We start from the raw sequence: 21702 nt of genomic DNA on the forward strand, positions 1-21702 counted from the left end.
CAACGCGATAGATGGTCCGAATGCCGGGCCCGCCGGTTGGCTCCGGCGGGTGCGTTTGCCCGCAACAGCATGCCGCGGGCATCGCCTCGGCGCAGCGCCGCTTGACGTCGGCAGCCCCGCCGCGCGAGCGCCGCCGCGCCGCTTCTTTGTGGAGCCAGGCGTGCGGCGGCGAACGCATCGGCCTGCCGAAAGCCGCGCACGCGCGTCATGGACAAGGCAAACGCGGTCGCAACGGACCTGCGGCGTCGCGCCGGAAAAGCGGCCGCAGACGCCGTGCGCGGCTCGCGGGTGCCACGCGGCGCGGTCGGCCGTTTCCACTCGAGCCTGCGTGAAACGCCCGCCGGCCGCGACAAGGGCGCGATCCCGTATAATCGAATGTTTCAGAAGCCCGCCGTCCGTCCGCTTGCCGGCGCGCCGGCGCTCAATACGTTTTGGCCTGACCGTTCCCCGCACGCTATGAAAGCCGCCGAAATCCGCGAGAAATTCCTCAAGTTCTTCGAATCGAAGGGCCACACGATCGTTCGCTCGTCGAGCCTCGTGCCCGGTAACGACCCCACGCTGCTGTTCACCAATTCGGGGATGGTCCAGTTCAAGGACGTGTTTCTCGGCGCCGAAACGCGCCCGTACACCCGCGCGACCACGTCGCAGCGCAGCGTGCGCGCGGGCGGCAAGCACAACGATCTCGAGAACGTCGGTTATACCGCGCGGCACCATACGTTCTTCGAGATGCTCGGCAACTTCTCGTTCGGCGACTACTTCAAGCGCGACGCGATCCAGTACGCATGGGAGCTGCTCACCTCGGTGTTCAAGCTGCCGGCCGACAAGCTGTGGGTCACCGTCTATCACGAGGACGACGAGGCATACGACATCTGGGCGAAGGAAGTCGGCGTGCCCGCCGAGCGGATCATCCGCATCGGCGACAACAAGGGCGCGCGCTACGCGTCGGACAACTTCTGGCAGATGGGCGACACGGGCCCGTGCGGCCCGTGCTCTGAGATCTTCTACGACCACGGCCCGGACGTCTGGGGCGGCCCGCCGGGCTCCGCCGAGGAAGACGGCGACCGCTACATCGAGATCTGGAATCTCGTGTTCATGCAGTTCAACCGCGACGCGCAGGGCAACATGACGCGTCTGCCGAAGCCGTGCGTCGATACCGGGATGGGCCTCGAGCGTTTCGCGGCCGTGTTGCAGCACGTGCACAGCAACTACGAGATCGACCTGTTCCAGAAGCTGATCGCCGCGGCCGCGCGCGAAACGGGCGTCGCCGATCTCGGCAACAATTCGCTGAAGGTGATCGCCGATCACATCCGCGCGTGCTCGTTCCTGATCGTCGACGGCGTGATTCCGGGCAATGAAGGCCGCGGCTACGTGCTGCGCCGGATCGTGCGCCGGGCGATCCGTCATGGCTACAAGCTCGGGCGCAAGGCGCCGTTTTTCCATCAGCTCGTCGCGGATCTCGTCGCCGAGATGGGCGATGCGTATCCGGAGTTGAAGGAGGCCGGGCCGCGTGTGACCAGCGTGTTGCGCCAGGAGGAGGAACGTTTCTTCGAGACGATCGAGCACGGCATGTCGATCCTCGAAGCCGCGCTGGGCGAACTCGAAGCGAAGGGCGGCAAGGTGCTCGACGGCGAACTGGCGTTCAAGCTGCACGACACCTACGGCTTTCCGCTCGATCTGACGGCCGACGTGTGCCGCGAGCGCGGCGTCACGGTCGACGAGCCGGCTTTCGACGACGCGATGGCGCGTCAGCGCGAGCAGGCGCGCGCGGCGGGCAAGTTCAAGGCGGCGCAGGGCCTCGAGTACAGCGGCGCGAAGACGACGTTTCACGGCTACGACGAAATCGCGTTCGACGACGCCAAGGTCACCGCGCTCTTTGTCGACGGCACGGCCGTCAACGAAGCGACGGCGGGCCAGCAGGCAGTCGTCGTGCTCGACCATACGCCGTTCTACGCCGAATCGGGCGGCCAGGTCGGCGATCAGGGCACGCTCGCGAATGCGAGCGTGCGCTTCGCGGTGGCCGATACGCTGAAGATTCAGGCCGACGTGATCGGTCACCACGGTACGCTCGTGCAAGGCACGCTCAAGGTGGGCGACGCGGTTCGCGCGGAGATCGACGCGCAACGCCGCGCGCGCACGGCCCGCAATCACTCGGCGACCCACCTGATGCACAAGGCGCTGCGCGACGTGCTCGGCGCGCACGTGCAGCAGAAGGGTTCGCTCGTCGATGCGGACAAGACCCGCTTCGATTTCGCCCACAACGCGCCGCTGACCGACGACGAGATCCGCCGCGTCGAGGCGCTCGTCAACGAGCAGGTGCTGGCGAACGCACCGGGCATCGTGCGCGTGATGCCTTACGACGAAGCGGTGAAGGGCGGCGCGATGGCGCTCTTCGGCGAGAAGTACGGCGACGAGGTGCGTGTGCTCGATCTCGGTTTTTCGCGCGAGCTGTGCGGCGGCACGCACGTGCAGCGCTCGGGCGATATCGGTCTTTTCAAGATCGTCGCGGAAGGCGGCGTCGCGGCAGGGATTCGCCGTGTCGAGGCGATCACGGGCGACAACGCGCTGCACTATGTGCAGGCGCTCGACGCGCGCGTGAATGCCGCGGCCGCCGCGCTGAAGGCGCAGCCTTCCGAACTGGTGCAGCGCATCGGCCAGGTGCAGGACCAGGTGAAATCGCTCGAGCGGGAACTGGCCGCGCTGAAATCGAAGCTCGCGTCGAATCAAGGCGACGAGCTTGCGCAGCAGGCGGTCGAAGTGCGCGGCGTGCGCGTGCTCGCGGCGACGCTCGACGGCGCCGATGTGAAGACGCTGCGTGAGACGGTCGACAAGCTCAAGGACAAGTTGAAGAGCGCGGCGATCGTGCTCGCGGCAGTCGACGGCGGCAAGGTCAGCCTGATTGCCGGCGTGACCGACGGCACGAACAACAAAGTCAAGGCGGGCGAACTCGTCAACTTCGTCGCGCAGCAAGTCGGCGGCAAGGGCGGCGGCCGGCCCGACATGGCGCAAGCGGGCGGCACCGAGCCTGCGAACCTGCCGGCCGCGCTGGCAGGCGTGAAAGCCTGGGTTGAAGCGAAGCTGTAGGCGCCGCGGGATCGGGCGCCATGCGCCCGTCGTGCAGAAAAAGCCGCGAATCGAATCGCGGCTTTTTCTTTTGAGGGACGGGCCTTTTTGGGGGGGCGATAACGAGCGGCTATTGCGATGCGTATCGCGCGGCGGCGCGAGCCCGCGTTGGTTTGCATGGGCGGCGCCTGTGCCGATGACGATCGGCAGGCCGCCGGACCGGCTCGGGTGGCGACGATCGTATGGCTGGAGTGCCGATAACCGCGTCAAGTGGCCCGCATGAGCGGTTTGCCGATGCCTCAGTCGCTTATCGACAGGCCATTCGGCAAGCCATCCAGCGGGCTATTGCGTTATGCGCGGCATGCGTGCGGCGCACGCTGCGCTGGTTCGCATTCCGCCGGCGAGCGAGCGCTCCGGACTCAGGCCGGCAACGCAACGGGCGCTGCCCGCCGGCCTTGGGCGCGGCGCGGTTTGACCTCGGCAAGCGCCGCCGCATCGGCAGCCGCTTCTCCCAATGCATCGCGCAATGCGCCGAGCGCCGCCGACAAGTGGCCCTGACGCCAGATCAACTGCGTGACGATCGGTGCGAGATCTGCGAGCGGATGCACGCCGAGGCTGTCCGGCTCGCGCTGCACCGCCAGCACCGAGCGCGGCGCGACCGCGACGCCCGCGCCCGCCGCAACGCATGCGACGATCGCATGATAAGAGCCGAGTTCGAGCACCCGTGCGGGCTTTACGCCGCATGCTGCGTACCAGCGCTCGATATAGCCCCGGTACGCGCAGCCGCGCTCGAAAGCGACGAGTGTCGGCAACAGGATGTCGTGCGGCGTACGCACGCGCGGATGCCCGCGCGGCGTCAGCAATACCAGTTCCTCAGTGAACGCGGACGCCGTGTCGAACGGCTCTCCCAGCACCGCCGATTCGACGGGCGTTGCGACGAGCGCCGCATCCAGCTCGAATTCGCGGACTTGTTGGATGAGATGGCCGGTCGTGCCGGTAACGAGTTCGAGCGTGACGTCGGGCCATTGCTGGTGATAGCGCGCGAGCAGCGCGGGCAGGCGGGTGGCCGCCATGCTTTCCATCGCGCCGAAGCGCAGCCGGCCGCGCGGCTTGTCCTCCCGAATCGCGTGACGCGCTTCGTCGGCAAGCGCGAGCAGACGCTCCGCGTAAGGCAGCAGCGTTTGGCCTGCCGGCGTCAGCACCAGCCGGCGGCCGTCGCGCACGAACAGCGCCGCGCCGAGCTGCTCTTCGAGCTGCTTGATCCGGGTGGTGACGTTCGACTGCACGCGATTGAGCTTCGCTGCGGCCCGCGTCACGCCGTTTTCGCGCACGACGGCACGAAAGATCGCGAGGGCGGCCAGATCCACAATTCTCTCCTGGAAATGAATCGAATCTCAATTATTCATTTTTAGAGAACGTTCCGTCAAGTTAGCATCGGACCGATTCGCATGTTGTTGCGATGCCGCCGGCTGCCGCCGCCGTATCGCACGTGGACCCAAGGCCGATTCCGATGCGTATGTTCTCTTCTGTCCGCGATACCGGTTCCGTTGGCTCGGCGGGCATTTCGCCGCCTGCCGCGCCAGACGCCAGCGCCGCGCGCCGTGCGGCGCTGGCATGCGCGGTCGCGCTTGCCGTCGCGCTTGGCATCGGGCGCTTTGCGTTCACGCCGCTACTGCCTTTGATGCTCGCAGGCGGCGGCTTGGATATTCGGCACGGCGGATGGCTCGCGTCCGCGAACTATGCGGGCTATTTCGTCGGCGCGATCACTTGCGCGCGTATCCGCGCTGCGCCTGAGATGATGGTGCGCGGCGGGCTCGCCGCGACGGTCGCGCTGTTGCTGACGATGAGCGTGGCCAGTCCATTCTGGATCTGGGCGCTCGCGCGCTTTGCCGCGGGAGCGGTGAGTGCGTGGACATTCGTGTTCGCCTCGCAGTGGGGATTGACGCGCATCGCGCAATGCGGCGCGCCGGCGTGGGGTGGGGTGATCTATACCGGGCCGGGCGCCGGGATCGTGGCCACGGGATTGGCTGCGGCGGCGCTGGCCGGGCAGCGTGCCGCGCTCGGATGGAGCGCGTTCGCGATGGTGGCGGCGTTGTTGTCAGCCGCGGTGTGGCGCACGTTCGCGCCGTGCGCGGGCGCGAGCGGCGGCGCACGCGATGCGCACGCCAGCATGAACGCGAAGGCAAATAAGATGCATACACATAGAGAAAGAGCCGATGCGGGGCATCCCGTCCTCGTCCCTCACGAGGCGCGGGCGCGGGCCGTGCGGCGCGATGCGCGTTGGCTGGTGCTGCTCTACGGTTTGCCGGGTTTCGGCTATATCATCACGGCGACGTTCCTGCCGGTGATCGCGCGCGCAGCATTGCCCGCGCATTCGCCGTGGCCGGATCTGTTCTGGCCGATGTTCGGCGCGGCGGTGATTGCCGGTGCGCTGCTCGGCGCGAAGCTGCCGCCGCACTGGAACAACCGACTGCTGCTTGCTGCCTGCTGCGGGGTGCAGGCCGTGGGCGTGATGCTCGGCATCGTGTGGCCCACGGCCGCGGGATTTGCGCTCGGCAGCATACTCGTCGGGTTGCCTTTTACCGCGATCACGTTGTTCGCGATGCGCGAGGCGCGCCGATTGTATGGCGAGCGTGCGGTCGGGCTGATGGGATATGCGACCGCTTCGTATGGCCTGGGCCAGATCGCGGGGCCGCTCGTGGCCGCGCCGCTCGCCGCGCACGCGGGATCGTTCTCGCCTGCGTTATGGCTCGCAGCGGCGGTGTTGGTTGCCGCCGCCGCCGGGTTTGCGGCAACTGTCTATCGTGGGGCAAGCGGCAAGCGCTGATCGATGTTGGTGAGGCGCGCACCATCGCCGTGCCGCGAATGCATCTCGATCGTAATTGGACTTTGATCGTCTGCCGGCTAATTTAGGTTGCCCAAAAATAATATGGTTGATTTATGTGGATGCTTATTGAATGGATTTTTGTTACCTAAAAAGAGCAAATTATTTTTGGTGAAAATCCATTGAATGGGTTATTCTGTCAACCGAAAGCGAGAGGCGACTTGTAGAAGAGTTCATCAGTCGACTTTATTTTGAATTTTTAACGCTCGCGTATATAAAAGCGTATGCACCGGGAAAACCAGAACCGGGATCTGGCATACAACATCAACCGAGGGCTTCCATGGCGATCGATGTCATCCCCACGCCACGCGACGGTGACCGGCGTGCGTCGTTGCTCGATATTCTCCGCGAGCGCGCCGCGCAGGCGCCTGATCACACGGCTTTTATCTTTTTGCGCGATGGTGAAGGCGACGTAATTACCTGGAGTTATCAAACTTTTTATGACGCGGCAATTCGCGTGCGCGATGCCGTTTTGCAGTACCCGCTTAATAATCGGCGCGTCTTGCTGGTGCTCGAGCCGGGGTTGAATTATGTGGCGGCTTTATTCGGCATTCTGTTTGCGGGTGCAACCGCCGTGCCGTCGTTTCCGCCGGCCGGATCGCGGGCCATCGCCCGTTTCGCGTCGATTTGCCGCGATGCGCGCCCGGATATCGTCATCGCCGGCACCGGCGTGCTCGGGCTGCTGAAGCAGCATCTCAATCAGTTCTATGCGCAGGCCGGCGTGCAGGCCGTGCCGGCGCTGCTCGGGATCGATCAAAAATTTTTTGATGAAGAAAATGTATATGCATATAAGAAGCAGATAACGGAGCTGCCGCCCGTCGACGCCGATCTTCCGGCGCTGCTGCAATACACGTCGGGATCGACGGGCGAGCCCAAGGGCGTGATCGTCACGCACGACAATCTCGTCAGCAATTGCGCGGTGATTGCCGAGCGCCTCGGCGACGATCCGGATCGCGTCGGCTGCACGTGGCTGCCGCCGTATCACGACATGGGCTTGATGGGAGCGCTGCTGCTTGCGGTCTATAGCGGTTTTCCGCTCGTCATTTTGTCGCCGCAGCATTTCGTGCAGCGGCCGTACCGGTGGCTCAAGGCGATCAACGACTATCGCGTGACGACAAGCGTCGCGCCGAATTTCGCCTTCGATTTGTGTGTCGACAACATCAGCGAAGCCGAGGCGGCCTCGCTCGATCTCAGCTCGCTGCAGCACGTGTTTTGCGGCGCGGAGCCGGTCCGCTACGCGACGCTCGAACGCTTCTTCGAGCGATACGAGCCGCGCGGTTTCGATCGTCACGCGATCGTGCCGTGCTACGGGATGGCAGAGGCGACGCTCTACGTGTCCGGCAAGCGCGGACGCGAGCCGATCACGCTGCTCGACGTCGACAAGGAAGCGCTCGCCGCCGGCATCTGCTTGCCGTACACGGGCGCCACGGACGCACCGCTCGGCCAGGCGAGGCTCGTCGGCTGCGGGCCCGTCGCGGCGGGCCATGAACTGCGCATCGTCGATCCACAAACGCGGCAGCCGTTGCCGGAGCGCGCGATCGGCGAGATCTGGGTCGCGGGTCCGAACGTCGCGGCCGGGTATCTGAATCGCGACGACAGCGACGACATATTTGCCGCGACGCTCGCCGTCGACGCACCGCAACCCGGGCGCGAATCGACCCGCTATCTGCGCACGGGCGACCTGGGGTTCGTCGAGCGCGGCGAGCTGTTCGTCACCGGGCGGCTGAAGGACGTCGTGATCGTCGCCGGGCGCAACCTCTATCCGAACGACATCGAGGGGTCCGTTCAGCAGGCGCACGACGCGATCCGCACGAACGGCGTGGTCGCATTCTCGGTCGACGGCGAGACGAGCGAATCGCTGATCATCGTCGCGGAGATCAAGCGCACGAAACAGCTCAACGACGCGCAACTGGGCGAAGTGCGCGAGGCGATCACGCGGGCGGTGACGCGCGATCACGGCGTCGCGCCAGCGTTCGTGCATCTGGGACCGATGGGCGCGATTCCGCTGACGACGAGCGGCAAGGTGCGTCGGCAAGCATGTAAGCAGGCGTTCCAAAAGGGCAGTTTGCGCGTGTTCACCGCAAGCGCGTAGCGCATGCGCGACGCTCTTTCGCCTGCTTCATTTCCGCTCTTTTTCTTCGGAGTCTGTCATGGCTGAAGCGGATCTTTTGTCTTCTCAAAGCGCGTCAGGCACGTCGGGCGGCGCGCACGCCGACGCCGACAGGCGCGCGCGCCGGCTCGCCTATCTGACGGTATGCGTGCCGGCGGCAGGCTTCGTGCTCGCGATCGCCTATACATGGACGTTCGGCGTGCGCGCGGCCGATTTCGTGTTGTTGGCCGTCATGTATTTCGCGACCGCGTTGGGCGTCGAGACGGGCATGCACCGCTATTTTTCCCATCGCGCGTTCAAGGGGCATCCGATCGTCACCGTGCTGCTCGGCGTGCTCGGCAGCATGGCCGCGCAAGGGCCGATCCTGTTCTGGGCGGCAACGCACCGGATGCATCATGCGTTCACCGATCAGGACGGCGACCCGCATTCGCCGCGGCCCAAGGCGAACCGCGACGGCCGCGCGAGCCGCCTCTACGGGCTCTGGCACGGCCATGTCGGCTGGCTGTTTACGGTGCGCCGCGACAACTGGAACGCGTTCGCGACGGATCTGCTCAGGGACCGGCTGATCGTCAATCTGAACTTGCGTTACGGCTGGTGGGTGGCGCTCGGTCTCGCGCTGCCGGCTGCGGCAGGCGCGTTGTTCGCACCGTCGGGCCATGTGTGGATCGGCGTGCTGGGCGGATTTCTGTGGGGCGGCCTCGCGCGGATTTTCCTGTTGGATCAATCGACATGGGCGGTCAATTCGCTGTGCCATACGATCGGCACGCGCCCTTACCAGACACGCGATCACAGCCGCAATCTCGGCGTGCTCGCGCTCTTCTCGGTGGGCGGCGCATGGCACAACAACCATCACGCCCATCCGGCGCTTGCCAACAACGACCACGAATTCTGGCAACTGGATCCGTCCGCATGGTTCATTCGTTTGCTCGATTCCGTCGGCCTGGTCACGGATGTGCGATACGCATCGAAACAGGCGGCCGCCGACGCGTCTTCATCCCGGTAGCTTCGATGATTTCCCTTCGATGACTTCCTTTTGACCGTATTTGGAGACCCTCATGACTTCGTCGATTCAGGTAGCACCCGGCGTCGATGCCGGCGGCGGATTGTCCGCCGCCGGCGGGCAGATTCCCGGCGTCTCGCCGTTGATCGGCGCCGGCGCGCGCATCAAGCGGCTGACCGCGCTCGCGGTGATGCTCGTGCCGTTCGCGGGCTTCGTCCTCGCGTTGCGGCAGCTCGCGCTCGGCGATTTCGCCGCAACCGATCTGGTGTTGTTCGCCGCATTCTATTTTCTTCACATGGGCGGGATCACGATGGGTTTTCATCGTTATCTGTCGCACAAGACATTTCGAACCGGCCGCTGGTTCGAAGGGCTGATGCTGATTTGCGGATCGATGGCCGCGCAGGGGCCGATCATGTTCTGGGTGACGACGCATCGCCGCCATCACCTGTACAGCGATCAGCAGGGCGATCCGCATTCGCCGAACCTGCTCGGTAACGGGTTCCTCGCGAAGGCGCGCGGGCTCTGGTATGCGCACATGCCGTGGATGCTGGCGCCGGACGTGTCCGGATGGACGTTCTTCGCGCCGGACGTATTGCGCGACAGGCGGCTCTTTTTCTACCACCGCACGTATATGTGGTGGGTCGTGCTCGGCCTTGCGCTGCCGGCCGCGATCGGCGGGCTCGTCGGCGGCAGCCTGCACGCGGCATGGAACGGTTTGCTGTTCGGCGGCTTCGCCCGGATTTTTCTCGCGAATCAGGCGGCCTGGTGCGTCGGTTCGGTCTGCCACATGTTCGGCGGCCGTCCGTTCAAGACCGACGACCAGAGCGCGAACAACTGGCCGGTTGCGATCTTCACGTTCGGCGAAGGGCTGCAGAACAATCACCATGCGTTTCCCGCGTCGTATCGCCACTCGGTCAAGTGGTACGAGCCGGATCTGAGCGCGTGGGTGTTGTGGACGCTCGGCAAGTTCGGCGTGGTTCATGGATTGCGCAAGCCCGAGCCCGCCGCGATCGAGCGGCTCGCGAAGAAACCCGAGGCATTCGTGCGCCGATGAGTGCGCCGATGACGGCATTCAAGTTCGTTTCACTCGTTCATTTCTCACTTACAGGAGTCGATTCATGGCACAGGCAGGCATTTTGAGCGGCCTCTTCGGCCGGAACAAGGCAGCGGCCGCCGACATCGGCACGCTGTCCGAGGCATCGATCCGCAACTGGCTGGTCGAGCGGCTCGCGAAGCAGTTGAAGGTCGATCGCGCGTCGATCGATACGTCCAAGCGCTTCGATGCGTATGGTCTCGACTCGATCGTCGCGGTGCAGGTGTCGGGCGATCTGGAGAAGGTCGTCGAGCAGCGGCTGTCGCCGGCGCTGCTGTTCGAACACGGCAGCATCGACGACCTCGCACGTTATCTCGCGACCGAATTGGGCCTTGAGCAGGCGTGAACGGGAGAACCACATGGCCACGACTTATTCCATTCCAAGCGCGCCGCCGCCGAGCTTCGACGAATTCCTGAAGAAATCGAAGGCGCTCGAAGGCGTGCGCCTTGCCGACGCGATTCCCAAATCGCTGTACGAGCCGCGCGTCGCGCGCGGGTTGCTCGGATTCCTCGTCAGCTACGCGGTGTATGCCGGCGCGATCGTCGGTGTGGCGTATGCGCCGCACTGGCTGTTCTATATCCCGCTGTGGCTCCTCGCGGGGCTGGGCGGGTGGGGGCTGCATTGCATCGCGCACGATTGCGGCCACGGCTCGTTCTCGCGATCGCGCACGCTCAACCTGATTGTCGGGCACGTCGCGTTGCTGCCGCTGCTGTATCCGTTTCATGCATGGCGGCATACGCACAACCTGCATCACGCAAACACGAACCGGCTTGAACTCGACACCGATTGGCGGCCGATTCCCGCGCCGCTGTACGACCGGATGTCGTTGCTCAAACGGCTCGAATATGCGGGTACGCGCAAGTGGCTCTTCTGGATGGGCACGATCAGCTACTGGAAGGAATCCGGCTTCCGGCCGGGTTTCTATCCGAAGCGCGAGATGCGGCGCGACGTGAAGCGCTCGCTTGCGTTCGTGCTGATCGCCTCGGCGATCTACTTTCCGGTGCTGATCGCGCTGACCGGCGTGTCGGGGGCGTTGCTGTATTTCGTCGCGCCCTGGTTCGCGATCCATGCGTGGTTCAGCGCGACGACGCTGATGCACCACACGTCGGACGACGTGCCGTTCCTGCCTACCGAGCACTGGACGCCGAACGCCAGCCGGCTGCTCGTCACGACGGATTTCCGCTATCCGAAGTGGCTGCACTTCCTCACGCACAATATTTCGGTGCACACCGCGCACCACGTCGCGCCGATCGTGCCGTTCTACAACCTGCCGAAGGCGCAGGCAGCGCTGAAGGCGGCGTTTCCGGGGATGATCCGCGAAAAGGATTTTTCTTTCGGCGAGTTGTGGCATGTGATCCGCTATTGCCACTTCTATGACCCCGAGTCGGGCTATTACCGGAGCCTGTCGCGCGAGCCGGTGCCAGTGTCGCCGGCGCCGGGCGCGACGACCGCGGCGGCTGCGGGAGCACAGCAATGACGGCGGCCGATACCGCCGACATTTCGCCGATCGCGCGCGTATCGGCCAAGGCGCCGTCGTTCGGTGAGCGCATCACGCAGTACGGCTACCGCGCGCTCTACCGGTTGGCGCCCAGGGCCGCGGGCCGGCGCGCGGCCGACGCGTTCGGCTTCACGCGCGGCTATGGGCTGCCGGTCAGCGATCGCGTGCCGCTTGGCGCGCGGGCGATGCAGATCGCCGGCAATCCCGACATCGATCGCGCCTATCGCTGGCCCGGCGGTGCGGCGCGCGCGCTGCTCGTGCACGGCTGGGGTACCGATAGCAGCAGCATGCTGGGCTTCGTCAAGCCGATGCAGACGCTCGGGCTGTCGGTCGTCGCGTTCGATGCGCCCGCGCACGGCATTTCGCCGGGCAAGCATACGACGATGACGCGTTTCACGCGCGCGACGGGCGCGGTGCTCGATGCAGTCGGCGGTGCGGACGTCGTCATTGCGCATTCGCTCGGCTCGATCGCGGCGATCTCGGCACTCGCGGAGCGCGGCGTGCGGCCGCGCTGTGTCGTGTTGATCGCGCCCACCGCCGCGCTGACCGGCGTGCTCGAACGCTGGGCGCGGAACGACATGGCGCTGCCGCGGCCGATCGTCGATCGCATCTACGCCGAGCTGCTCGTGCGCAACGGCGTGCCCGTCAGCCATTGGGATATTCCGGCGCGCGGCGGGGCGCTCGATTCGCCGGTGCTCATCGTCCACGATCCTGACGACCCGGTCGTGCCGTATTGCGAGGCGCAGCGGGTATCGGAAGGTCTGGCGCACGCGACGCTGGAGCCGATGCCGGGCTGCGGGCACGGCCGCATCCTGTCGGATGCGAAAGTGCGCGAGCGGATTTTTGCATTCGTGAAACAGCATATGTCGAATCTGGAGGAGCGAATCGCATGAGCACGCCTACTGTGGAAATGCGAACGTTGATGTGTCTCGTATGCGGCTGGATTTATTCGGAAGAGGCGGGCTCGCCTGAGGACGGCATCGCGCCCGGCACACGCTGGGAGGCGATTCCGGACAATTGGCGCTGTCCCGAATGCGGCGTTGGAAAAGAGGATTTCGAAATGATATCGATCTGAACGGCACTCGCTGCGGCCAACGGGCGAGCAGTGTCGATTCATGTTGCCAGGAGGTAGCGATGTTCATCAGGAATGCTTGGTATGTGGCGGCACTCTCGGCTGAAATCACGCACGCGCTTTTCGCACGGACGATGCTTGGCGATCCGGTCGTGCTGTTTCGGCGCAGCGACGGCGAAGTGACGGCGCTCGACGACCGTTGCGCGCATCGGCAGGTGCCATTGTCGATGGGCCGGCTGAAGGGTGACGAAATCGAATGCGGTTATCACGGGCTGCGTTTCGACGGCACGGGGCAATGCGTGTATATCCCGAGTCAGGCGACGATCCCGACGCGCGCGTGCGTGAAGCGTTATCCGGCGCGCGAGCGTCACGGGTTCGTCTGGCTGTGGATGGGCGATCCGGCGCTGCTCGACGAAGCGGCGATTCCCGATCATTCGATCTGCGCGTCGCCGGAGTTCGCCGGGCAGGTGCAATACATTCACATCGGCACCGACTATCGGCTCGGCGTTGACAATCTGCTCGATCTGTCGCATATCGCGTTCGTCCATTAGTCGACCATCGGCTCGGATGCGATCGCGACGACGCCGCCCGTGTTCACGAGCAACGATCACGAAGTGCGCGTCTCGCGCACCACGCACGGCGAGCGCAATTCGCCGCTGCTGCACAAGCTGATGAAGCTCGAGTTCATCGACCGTACCCAGGAGATGGTGTTCTGGCCGGTCGGCAACGTGCGCATCGAGACCATCGCACGGCCGCCCGGCGGCGCGCAAGGCCCGGCATTCCGGCTATACACGACGACGATTTTCACACCCGAAACGGAGAAGAGCTGCCATGCGTTTCTCGGCCTGCATCGGGATTTCCTGATCGATAACGCTGAATTGACCGAGATGGCGGGCAAGCAGATCTATTCGACGATTCAGGAAGACAAAGTGGTGACCGAGGCGCAGCAGAACAATTGGCGCGAAGACGCGCCCATCGTGCATCTGGTCGTCGATCAGCCATCGTTCGTCGCGCGCGCGATGCTTGATCGGCTCGTCGCGGCCGAGCAGTCGGTCGACGTCGCGCAGGCGAAGTAGTTACCATTTGAGGCGGCTCGGCGCATCGCGCCGGCCGCAGGCGAAAGGCGTCAAGTGATTGGGCGGGGCGGGCGGCGCGAGAGCACCGCCCGCCATCGTATCGTCAGGCTGCCGCGAGCGCGTCGCGGGCGATGAAATGCGCCGCCAGTTCGGCGAGCGAGAGGATCGGCGCGTTGATGTTGACGCACGGCAGGTAAGGAATCACGGAACCATCGACGATGCGCAGGCCGTCGATGCCCCAGACCCGGAAATGCGGGTCGACGACGCTCTGTGCCGGGTGAGTTCCCGCCACGCAAGTGCCGATTTGATGGAAGCCCGCACCGCCGTTGTTTGCGATAAATGCGAGCTTGTCCGTGCGGGTGCGCAACGGCCCGGGCGTGACGAAGCCGGTCGTATATGGCCGCAGTGCGCTTGAGTTGCCGATGTCGATCGCACGATCGAGCGCTTCGATCATGCCGTCTATTTCAACCGGATGTTGCAGATAACGCGGGTCGATCGCCAACGGCTGTCGAGGATCGGTGCTCGTCAACGTGACACTGCCGCGCGAGCGCGGCTTCACGTAGATCGGCACGATGCTGAACCCGCCTGTAGGCGGCACCGCGTTCGTGAAGAACGGATTGACCGACAACAGGATCTGGATGTCCGGCGATTCGGTGACGCGGGTGCGCGCGGTGCGAAAATAGGCGATCGCGGCCGCACCCGTCATCGTGTCGAACTGCGGCACCGGGTTGCGCGCTTTCATCAAGATGTTATAGAGCAGTGAGTGATCCTGAAGATTTTGGCCGACCGCTTTCAGCTCGTGGCGCACCGGAATGCCGAACGGCGAGAGTTGATCGGCGCGGCCGATGCCGGACAGCATCAGCAGCTTCGGCGATTCGAACACGCCGGCGCTCAACACGACCTCGCGCTTGGCCGCGATACTGCGCGTCTGCCCGCCGGCGACCAGGGTGACGCCGGTGCAACGCGAGCCTTTGAGCGTGAGATGGGTGACGAGGGTCTCGGACAGCACGGTGAGATTCGGCCGCGTGAGGGCCGGCACGAGATAGCCTTCGGCCGGGCCCGAGCGTGAGCCGTCGGGCGTCACGTGAAGCTCGCTGACGCCGATGCCGTCGAGCGAGCCGCCGCTGTTGAGTTCGATCTGCGCGAGCCCGAGTTCGCGGCCGGCCGCGAGGTAGGCGGGCGTGAGCGGATGGTCTTGCGAGAAGCGGCTTACGGTCAGCGGGCCATGATGTCCGCGCAGCGGGTTATCGCCCGCGATGTAGTTTTCGGTGCGCAAATACGCGGCATAGAGCGCTGCGACGTTCCAGGCCGGGCCGACTCGCGCTTGCCATTGCAGGTAGTCGCGCAGATCGCCACGTAGGCACAGCAATGCGTTGATGCTGCCGCTGCCGCCCCAGATCGTGCCGCTGCCGGCAAGCGCAGGGCGCGAGCCGAACGCGGGCTGCGCGACGGTTAGACGGCTCCAGTACGCATAGCTCATCGGATTGCGTTGCCAGAGCGCTGCCCGCGCGATCTGCGGCTCGTTGATGCGGTCGGTGCCGGCTTCGATCAGCAGCACCGACGCGCCCGTGTCCGAAAGCCGGTTGGCCAATACGCAACCGGCTGAGCCCGCACCGACGATGATGTAATCGTATTCGTCGCGAAGCGCGTTGCGCAGCGTGCTTTGATTGGTCCATGCGGCCTGGGCGTGCACGGCCATCGACGTCGCCGACGCGGCGGACATGCCGAGGGCGAGCAACTGTTTGATCATCTGACGGCGTGAAATGCGTCCGTTGATGGCCGCCCATTGCAACGCATCGATTTGTTGTCCTATCGATAAGTCTCGCTTCTTCACCTTATGCCCCCTATGGATGTTTGCATCGATGATTCGGATGCCAATTCGATGGCGTCGGCCTCCGGCACTTAATGTGTATATGCATATAAAATACTGAATGCAAGTGTTACATCGATGACGTGGTCTCGCCGGCGTGCGGCATCTGGCGGGGCCGATGTTCGACTACACGGTCACGATATGGCCACCAAGGACCACACAATGACGATACTCATTACCGGAGCGACCGGACGCACGGCATCTCACCTGGCAAAGCGCCTGCTCGAAAGCGGAGCGAGAGTGCGCGCGCTGGTCCGTAATCCCGCGAAGGCGAAAGTCGTTTTTGCCGACTTGCCGCCCGATGCGGCGGATCGTTTGGAAATCGTCGACGGCGATTTCGGCGACGTGCAGTTATTGCAACGCGCGTTCGACGGCGTCGGCTCGGTGTTTCTCGCGCTTGGCACCAGCACACAGCAAATCGCGTTCGAGAAAGCGCTGATCGATGCGGCCGCGCATGTGCGGGTGGGGCAGGTGGTTCGTTTGTCGGTGCTTGGCGCGAGCCAGCAGGGCGGCTATGAAGTCGCACGCCGCCACGGCGAACTCGACGATTACCTGGCGGCCTCGGGTGTGGCGCATACGCTGCTGCGTCCAGCCTATTTCATGAGCAATCTGCTGTTTGCGGCGGCATCGATCGCGAGTGCCGGCCGCTGGTATGGACTGGTGCCGAGCGCTCGCATCGCGATGATCGACACGCGCGACGTGGCCGATGCCGCACACGCGGTGCTCGGCGATCCGGCGCGGCAAAACGTTTCATATGATCTGACGGGGCCGGCCAGCCTGACGTTCGCCGAAGTGGCTGGGCGATTCACCGCGCTGCTCGGCAGGCCGATTCAGTATGTGCCGATCGACGAGGCGACGATGCGGCAGGGATATGCGAAGCGCGGCGTGCCGGATTGGCTCGCCGATATCGCGCTCGGGATCGAACATGCGATGCAAGCCGGCCGCCACGCGGCGCTCACGCCCGCGCTCGAACGGCTCATCGGCCGGCCGGCGCGAAGCATCGACGATTTCATCCGCGATCATCAATCCGCTTTCAGCTCGAGCACCGCGCCGAGCGCGTAGCGCGCCGGCGCGCGGTACTCATTCGACGCGCGGTTTGCCGTCGTGTGGCCCGAGCGGGCGCGACGGCCAGTTGCTCCACCGATCCGCGCGCGTCGCCTCGTAAGCTTCGTTCATCGGGTAGCGAACGCGGTTTTCCGGCTTGGGGGTTTCGCCGATCGTGAGCAGATGCACTTCCTGCCGCGTGTTGTTGAGGAATGTGTGGCAGATTCCGGTGCCGGCGGGAAACGCCACCGAATCGCCGGGCGCGAGCCGATGCAGGTGGCCGTCGATCCATACGTCCGGCGTGCCTTGCAGCACATAGACGAATTCTTCCTCCGCGCTTTCCGCGTGCGGATACGACGTGCGCCGCCCGGGAAGCAGGCGTTCGTGATGAATCCCGATCCGCGTCAGCCCCAGCTTGCGCGCAAGCGGCGCGCCGATCGACATCAACTCCGAGTCGCCTGGGTAATGGCTTTGGTCCGGATTTTCGAGTTCGCTCCAGTGCCGAATGAAATCGGGGCGTTCCATGCAAGTTCTCCAAAGCCGTGGTCCAGCAATCTCAGCACAGACGGTCGGGGTTGTCCACCGACTCGCGCCGGCATCGACGATGCCGCACGCGCATTCCGCGCCGCGCCTGCGAAACAGCGTGATCGTCCGGATGCGTTGCGTTGCGTTGCGCTGCGCTGCTGCGCGATGCTCGAGCGGCAACGCGGCGATGCCGGCCGGGCGCACGCGCCGTAGCGGCGTGTGAGCGCGCCCGCACCGGGTGACGAAGGGGCGAAGGCGCTCGCGCCGTTCGATTGAATGCGCCGAGCGTTGCCTCGCCGCGCCTCGTCACGTCGCGCACGCCGATCGTGATCCAGAGCACGATCGGACAGAAAAATCAGGCTGGAAAACGTATGCCATTGCACATAGCGATGCCTGGTTCAGCGGTGCCGCACGCCATGCGTCGGCGGCGCGATCTGCCGCTATGTCGTGCACCCGATACAGGTGCCCGCCGCCCGCGGCTCGCATCGGGCATTGTTCCCGAGGCGACGGTGTCGAGCCGCGCAGCGGAAGGGTTGGCTAGGCAACGGTCGAATCGGATCGGAACGTTCAATCTATCGGCAGAGCGCAGCCGGTTCGGCGCGAATAGAGCAAGCCGGCCTTGCCGCCGCATCTGTGTGTGCCGGTTGCCGTTTCGCTGGAACGATGCGATGACGCGGCGCAACGGCGGGCGGAATTCTCGTATGACGAATGCGTATTCGTCGGTCGGCACCTTTCGTCGCAGACGCGGCGAAAGGCGTTGGGCGCGACGCGTGCGGCAGTCGCGCTCGATGCAGATCGACGATCTGCGCGGCACGGATGGCCGGCGGTGCTGCCGCTGGCATGAGGCGAAGTGGAAGGGATGAGGTACGGCAATGAGCGACGCAACTGAACAGATTTCCAAGCAGGCCGATCGGCCGATGGACGAGCAGACGGCTCGGACGATATTACGGGGTTCCGGCGGCTGGATCGTCTGGAACGGGTTTCGCGATTGTCCGGATTGGTCCAATGGTCAGATTCAATTGGACGGACGTTTTTCAATGGACGAACTGCGGGCGATTCTCGCGTTTGCGCGCAAGAGCGGCTGAGCGCGCGCGGAATACGGGGCGGCGCGCGACGCGCCGCCGACGGGCTGGCGCGCGCATCGGGCGGCGCGGATGCGCCGGCGCCTGGGCGCGCGGCGCGGGAGCCGCGTGCGTTTTACCCGCCGCGAGTGCGGCGCACGCGTGAGCGCCTGCATGCGATGGTGCAGTGCACCGGGTAATAGCTCGCTACAATGTGAGGTCTTGCGATCGCGTCCCGGGTGACCTGCCGCAGCGTGGCCAAGCGCAACGGCGGCGTGGCGCGCAAGCCGCGCCGGAGCCGCGCGGTGCTCCGTGCGCTCCTTTCCTGACCGCGTCCTGTCTGTCCGATGACAACTGCCGATTTTCGTTTCTGCCCGCAATGCGCGCGTCCGCTCGTCGAGCGTGCCGTTTCTTCAGACGATGGCGAGCGCATGCGCGTGGCTTGTCCCGATACCGCGTGCGGCTATGTGCACTGGAACAACCCGGTGCCTGTCGTGGCCGCGATCGTCGAGTATGAAGGCAAGATCCTGCTCGCGCGCAACGCGGCATGGCCCGAAGGATGGTTCGCGTTGATCACCGGCTTTCTCGAGCGCGGCGAGACCCCCGAGGACGGCATTGCCCGCGAAGTGCGGGAGGAGACGTCGCTGCTTGCGGAATCGGTCGCGCTCGTCGGCGTCTACGAATTCATCCGCAAGAACGAATTGATCATCGCGTATCACGTGCGCGCGCGCGGCGAAATCCGGTTGTCCCCGGAGCTGCTCGAATATCGTCTCGTCGATCCGCCGGATCTGCGTCCGTGGCGCGCGGGCACCGGCCACGCGCTGGCGGACTGGATGCGCGCCCGCGGCCTTGCCGTGGAGTTCGTCGATTCGCCCGGCGGTTGAGCTGCGGGGCCGGCGGTATGTCTGGGGCGGTGCGCTGAATTTAAACCGGGCGGGGCTGCTCGACGGCTTGCCGGACCGCTTCGGCCATTTCCGATCGGCCTCGATCCCCGCTTGCGTTCGGGCGTCTCGATCGGTTCCTCTCGAGCGCCGTTATCTTCGACGGCCACCGTCAGCCGGCGCGCACCGCCTGCACCGCCGTTCCGTAGCACAGTACTTCGGTCACGCCCGATGCGATGTCGGTCGTGTCGTAACGCATCCCGATGATGCCGTTGCCGCCCATCTGCCGCGCCTGCTCGATCATCCGCTCGTAAGCGTCCTGCCGCGCGCGTTCGCACAGCGACGTATAAAGCGAGATATTGCCGCCGAACAGGGTTTGAATCGATGCGCCGAAGGTGCCGACGATCGACCGCGAACGCACGACGATTCCGCGCGCGATGCCGAGCGAGCGTTCGATCCGGTAGCCGGGCAGCTCGACGGCCGTGGTGATGAGTTGGGGGTCTGCCATGATAGAAGGTTCCTCGTCAGAATAGGGCGGCGTACCGGCGACAGCCGTTGCCGGCAGATCGGAACGGCGCACGGGCGGCCGTGCGGGCGCGTGCTGGCTGGAATTGCCGTATGCTCGTTCGCAGCGCGCCAAACGTGGCATGTTCGCCCGGACGGCATGCGTTTGTCCAGCGGACCCGTTGGCGCAGGCGCGCTCGACGCACGGCAGCGGCTGCGCGCCGTGCGAACCGTTGCGCCGCCGAAGCGCAAGACGAAGATCGAAGGAGACGACCGTTGGCCTATATCTACTACCTGACGCATATCCATCTCGGCGACGACGCGCTCGCGATGCTGAAAGCCGAATGTGCGAGGAGCGGCATCGCGCGTCCGCTCGTCGTGACCGACCGGGGTGTCGCGGCGGCGGGGCTCGTCGCGCGCGCGCTCGACGCGCTGGGGCTCGGTGCGCTGCCGGTATTCGACGGCACGCCGTCGAATCCGACTGAAGCGGCCGTGCTTGCCGCCGCACGGCGTTATCGCGACGAGCGCTGCGACGGGCTCGTCGCGATCGGCGGCGGTTCGTCGATCGATCTTGCGAAGGGCGTCGCGATCGCCGCGACGCATCCGGCGCCGCTCGCGCAATACGCGACGATCGAAGGCGGCAGCGACAAAATCACCGGCGCCGCCGCGCCGCTGATCGCGGTGCCGACTACATCGGGCACGGGCAGCGAGGTCGCACGCGGCGCGATCCTGATTCTCGCCGACGGCCGCAAGCTCGGCTTTCATTCGTGGCATCTGCTGCCGAAGGCTGCCATTTGCGATCCGTCGCTGACGCTCGGCCTGCCGCCGGGGCTGACGGCCGCCACCGGGATGGACGCGATCGCGCATTGCATCGAGACGTTTCTCGCGCCCGCGTACAACCCGCCGGCCGACGGCATCGCGCTCGACGGCCTCGAGCGCGCGTGGGCGCATATCGAGCGCGCGACGCGCGACGGCGGCGACCGCGCGGCGCGTCTTGCGATGATGAGTGCGTCGCTGCAAGGCGCGCTGGCGTTTCAGAAGGGGCTCGGCTGCGTGCATTCGCTGTCGCACCCGCTCGGCGGCGTGAAGGTGAACGGCAAGACGTCGCTGCATCACGGCACGCTGAACGCCGTCGTGCTGCCCGCGGTGCTGCGCTTCAACGAAAGCGCGCCGAGCGTTGTCGCCGAGCGTCGCTATGCGCGGATGCGCCGCGCGATGAACCTGCCGGAGCGTGCGGATTTGCCGCAGGCGCTGCACGACATGAGCGCGCGCCTGGGTTTGCCGACGGGCCTCGCGCAGATGGGCGTCGATGCCGGCGTGTTCGATCACGTGATCGAAGGCGCACTCGCCGATCATTGCCACAAGACGAATCCGCGCATCGCGACGGCGGACGACTACCGGCGCATGCTCGTCGAATCGCTATGATGGAGCCGATGGATGCCGGCTCGTGCGCGGTACGCCGTGCCGAGCCCGGCGCGCCGCCTCCAACCGTTTGATTCCTTTCTACTTCGACCCGCCCGATTTATGTCCGCCGCCAAACCCGTTGCACTGCCGCGCAGCGCTTATCGCCACTTCCTGACGATTCCGACCCGCTGGATGGACAACGACGTCTATGGGCACGTGAACAACGTCGTCTACTACAGCTACTTCGACACGGTCGTCAACGAATATCTGATCCGTGCGGGCGTGCTCGACATTGAGCACGGCGAGACGATCGGCCTCGTCGTCGAGACGCAGTGCAATTACTTCATGCCGCTCGCGTTTCCGCAGCACGTCGACGCGGGGCTGCGCGTCACGAAGTGCGGCGCGTCGAGCGTGCGTTACGAAATCGGTTTGTTTGCGCAAGGCAGCGAATCGGCGGCGGCGCAGGGGCATTTCGTCCACGTGTACGTCGACCGGCGCACGCGGCGGCCCGCGCCGCTGCCCGATGCGTTGCGCGCGGCGCTTGCGCCGCTCGTCTTGCCTGCGAACTGAGCTAAAGCGTGCCGGCGCCAGAGCCGCCGGCGAGTTCTTCTCACGGGCA

The 21702-nt window shown here is 65.4% G+C and carries 18 protein-coding genes and 1 pseudogene; 15 read left to right on the forward strand and 4 right to left on the reverse strand.

What is annotated here, in order from left to right; translation table 11 throughout:
- The first annotated feature begins 456 nt into the window (after positions 1-456).
- The gene (gene alaS, locus BSIN_RS08695) at positions 457-3081 is read left to right on the forward strand and encodes an alanine--tRNA ligase (RefSeq protein WP_089340201.1); all 2625 of its coding nucleotides are present in this window, start codon (positions 457-459) and stop codon (positions 3079-3081) included.
- Between the two features lie 398 nt (positions 3082-3479).
- Here alaS and BSIN_RS08700 read toward each other — a convergent pair whose 3' ends face one another.
- Entirely contained in the window at positions 3480-4427 is a 948-nt protein-coding gene (locus BSIN_RS08700) for a LysR substrate-binding domain-containing protein (protein WP_059513666.1), read from the reverse strand.
- Positions 4428-4576: 149 nt separating this feature from the next.
- On the opposite strand from BSIN_RS08700, the gene BSIN_RS08705 reads away from it, so the two are divergent.
- The 9 genes and pseudogenes from BSIN_RS08705 to BSIN_RS08745 all read left to right on the forward strand — a co-directional run bounded on the left by BSIN_RS08705 (position 4577) and on the right by BSIN_RS08745 (position 13794).
- A complete protein-coding gene (locus BSIN_RS08705; RefSeq protein WP_089340202.1) occupies positions 4577-5887 on the forward strand; it encodes a YbfB/YjiJ family MFS transporter in 1311 nt (436 codons plus the stop codon).
- A 337-nt stretch (positions 5888-6224) separates the two neighbouring features.
- Complete coding sequence (locus BSIN_RS08710) at positions 6225-8036, forward strand: fatty acyl-AMP ligase (protein ID WP_089340183.1); 1812 nt, start codon at positions 6225-6227, stop codon at positions 8034-8036.
- Positions 8037-8094: 58 nt separating this feature from the next.
- Positions 8095-9057 (forward strand): acyl-CoA desaturase, encoded by a 963-nt coding sequence (locus BSIN_RS08715; RefSeq protein ID WP_089340184.1) that lies wholly within the window; start codon positions 8095-8097, stop codon positions 9055-9057.
- Positions 9058-9109: 52 nt separating this feature from the next.
- On the forward strand, positions 9110-10108 hold the full coding sequence (locus BSIN_RS08720) for an acyl-CoA desaturase (protein ID WP_089340185.1): 999 nt from the start codon (positions 9110-9112) through the stop codon (positions 10106-10108).
- 64 nt (positions 10109-10172) lie between these two features.
- A complete protein-coding gene (locus BSIN_RS08725) occupies positions 10173-10493 on the forward strand; it encodes an acyl carrier protein (RefSeq protein ID WP_059513655.1) in 321 nt (106 codons plus the stop codon).
- Positions 10494-10506: 13 nt separating this feature from the next.
- Positions 10507-11625: a fatty acid desaturase gene (locus BSIN_RS08730; protein ID WP_059513653.1), complete on the forward strand. Its 1119-nt coding sequence runs from the start codon at positions 10507-10509 to the stop codon at positions 11623-11625.
- Complete coding sequence (locus BSIN_RS08735) at positions 11622-12539, forward strand: alpha/beta fold hydrolase (RefSeq protein WP_089340186.1); 918 nt, start codon at positions 11622-11624, stop codon at positions 12537-12539. The genes BSIN_RS08730 and BSIN_RS08735 overlap by 4 nt, the downstream gene beginning before the upstream one ends.
- Positions 12536-12721, forward strand: a complete 186-nt coding sequence (locus BSIN_RS08740; protein WP_082709858.1) for a rubredoxin — start codon at positions 12536-12538, stop codon at positions 12719-12721. Before BSIN_RS08735 ends, BSIN_RS08740 begins: the two co-directional genes overlap by 4 nt.
- Positions 12722-12780: 59 nt before the next feature.
- Positions 12781-13794, forward strand: a pseudogene (locus BSIN_RS08745) (aromatic ring-hydroxylating dioxygenase subunit alpha).
- A 103-nt stretch (positions 13795-13897) separates the two neighbouring features.
- On the opposite strand, the gene BSIN_RS08750 reads toward BSIN_RS08745, so the two are convergent.
- A complete protein-coding gene (locus BSIN_RS08750) occupies positions 13898-15544 on the reverse strand; it encodes a GMC family oxidoreductase (RefSeq protein WP_089340187.1) in 1647 nt (548 codons plus the stop codon).
- A 282-nt stretch (positions 15545-15826) separates the two neighbouring features.
- Here BSIN_RS08750 and BSIN_RS08755 point away from each other — a divergent pair, with 282 nt between their 5' ends.
- Complete coding sequence (locus tag BSIN_RS08755) at positions 15827-16726, forward strand: NmrA family NAD(P)-binding protein (protein ID WP_159935905.1); 900 nt, start codon at positions 15827-15829, stop codon at positions 16724-16726.
- Between the two features lie 18 nt (positions 16727-16744).
- On the opposite strand, the gene BSIN_RS08760 is transcribed toward BSIN_RS08755, so the two are convergent.
- Positions 16745-17233, reverse strand: coding sequence for a cupin domain-containing protein (locus BSIN_RS08760; protein WP_059514148.1), 489 nt, complete (start codon positions 17231-17233; stop codon positions 16745-16747).
- An 872-nt stretch (positions 17234-18105) separates the two neighbouring features.
- On the opposite strand from BSIN_RS08760, the gene BSIN_RS08770 reads away from it, so the two are divergent.
- Complete coding sequence (locus tag BSIN_RS08770) at positions 18106-18318, forward strand: hypothetical protein (RefSeq protein ID WP_231935835.1); 213 nt, start codon at positions 18106-18108, stop codon at positions 18316-18318.
- A gap of 323 nt (positions 18319-18641) precedes the next feature.
- Entirely contained in the window at positions 18642-19178 is a 537-nt protein-coding gene (locus BSIN_RS08775; RefSeq protein ID WP_059513627.1) for an NUDIX domain-containing protein, read from the forward strand.
- A 169-nt stretch (positions 19179-19347) separates the two neighbouring features.
- On the opposite strand, the gene BSIN_RS08780 is transcribed toward BSIN_RS08775, so the two are convergent.
- A complete protein-coding gene (locus BSIN_RS08780; protein WP_059513624.1) occupies positions 19348-19683 on the reverse strand; it encodes a YbjQ family protein in 336 nt (111 codons plus the stop codon).
- A 272-nt stretch (positions 19684-19955) separates the two neighbouring features.
- Between BSIN_RS08780 and gbd the strand changes: the two genes are divergently transcribed.
- Positions 19956-21104, forward strand: a complete 1149-nt coding sequence (gene gbd, locus BSIN_RS08785) for a 4-hydroxybutyrate dehydrogenase (RefSeq protein ID WP_059513621.1) — start codon at positions 19956-19958, stop codon at positions 21102-21104.
- Positions 21105-21203: 99 nt separating this feature from the next.
- Complete coding sequence (locus BSIN_RS08790; RefSeq protein WP_089340190.1) at positions 21204-21653, forward strand: acyl-CoA thioesterase; 450 nt, start codon at positions 21204-21206, stop codon at positions 21651-21653.
- Positions 21654-21702: the final 49 nt, after the last annotated feature.

The organism is Burkholderia singularis (assembly GCF_900176645.1).
GTDB classification, from domain to species: domain Bacteria; phylum Pseudomonadota; class Gammaproteobacteria; order Burkholderiales; family Burkholderiaceae; genus Burkholderia; species Burkholderia singularis.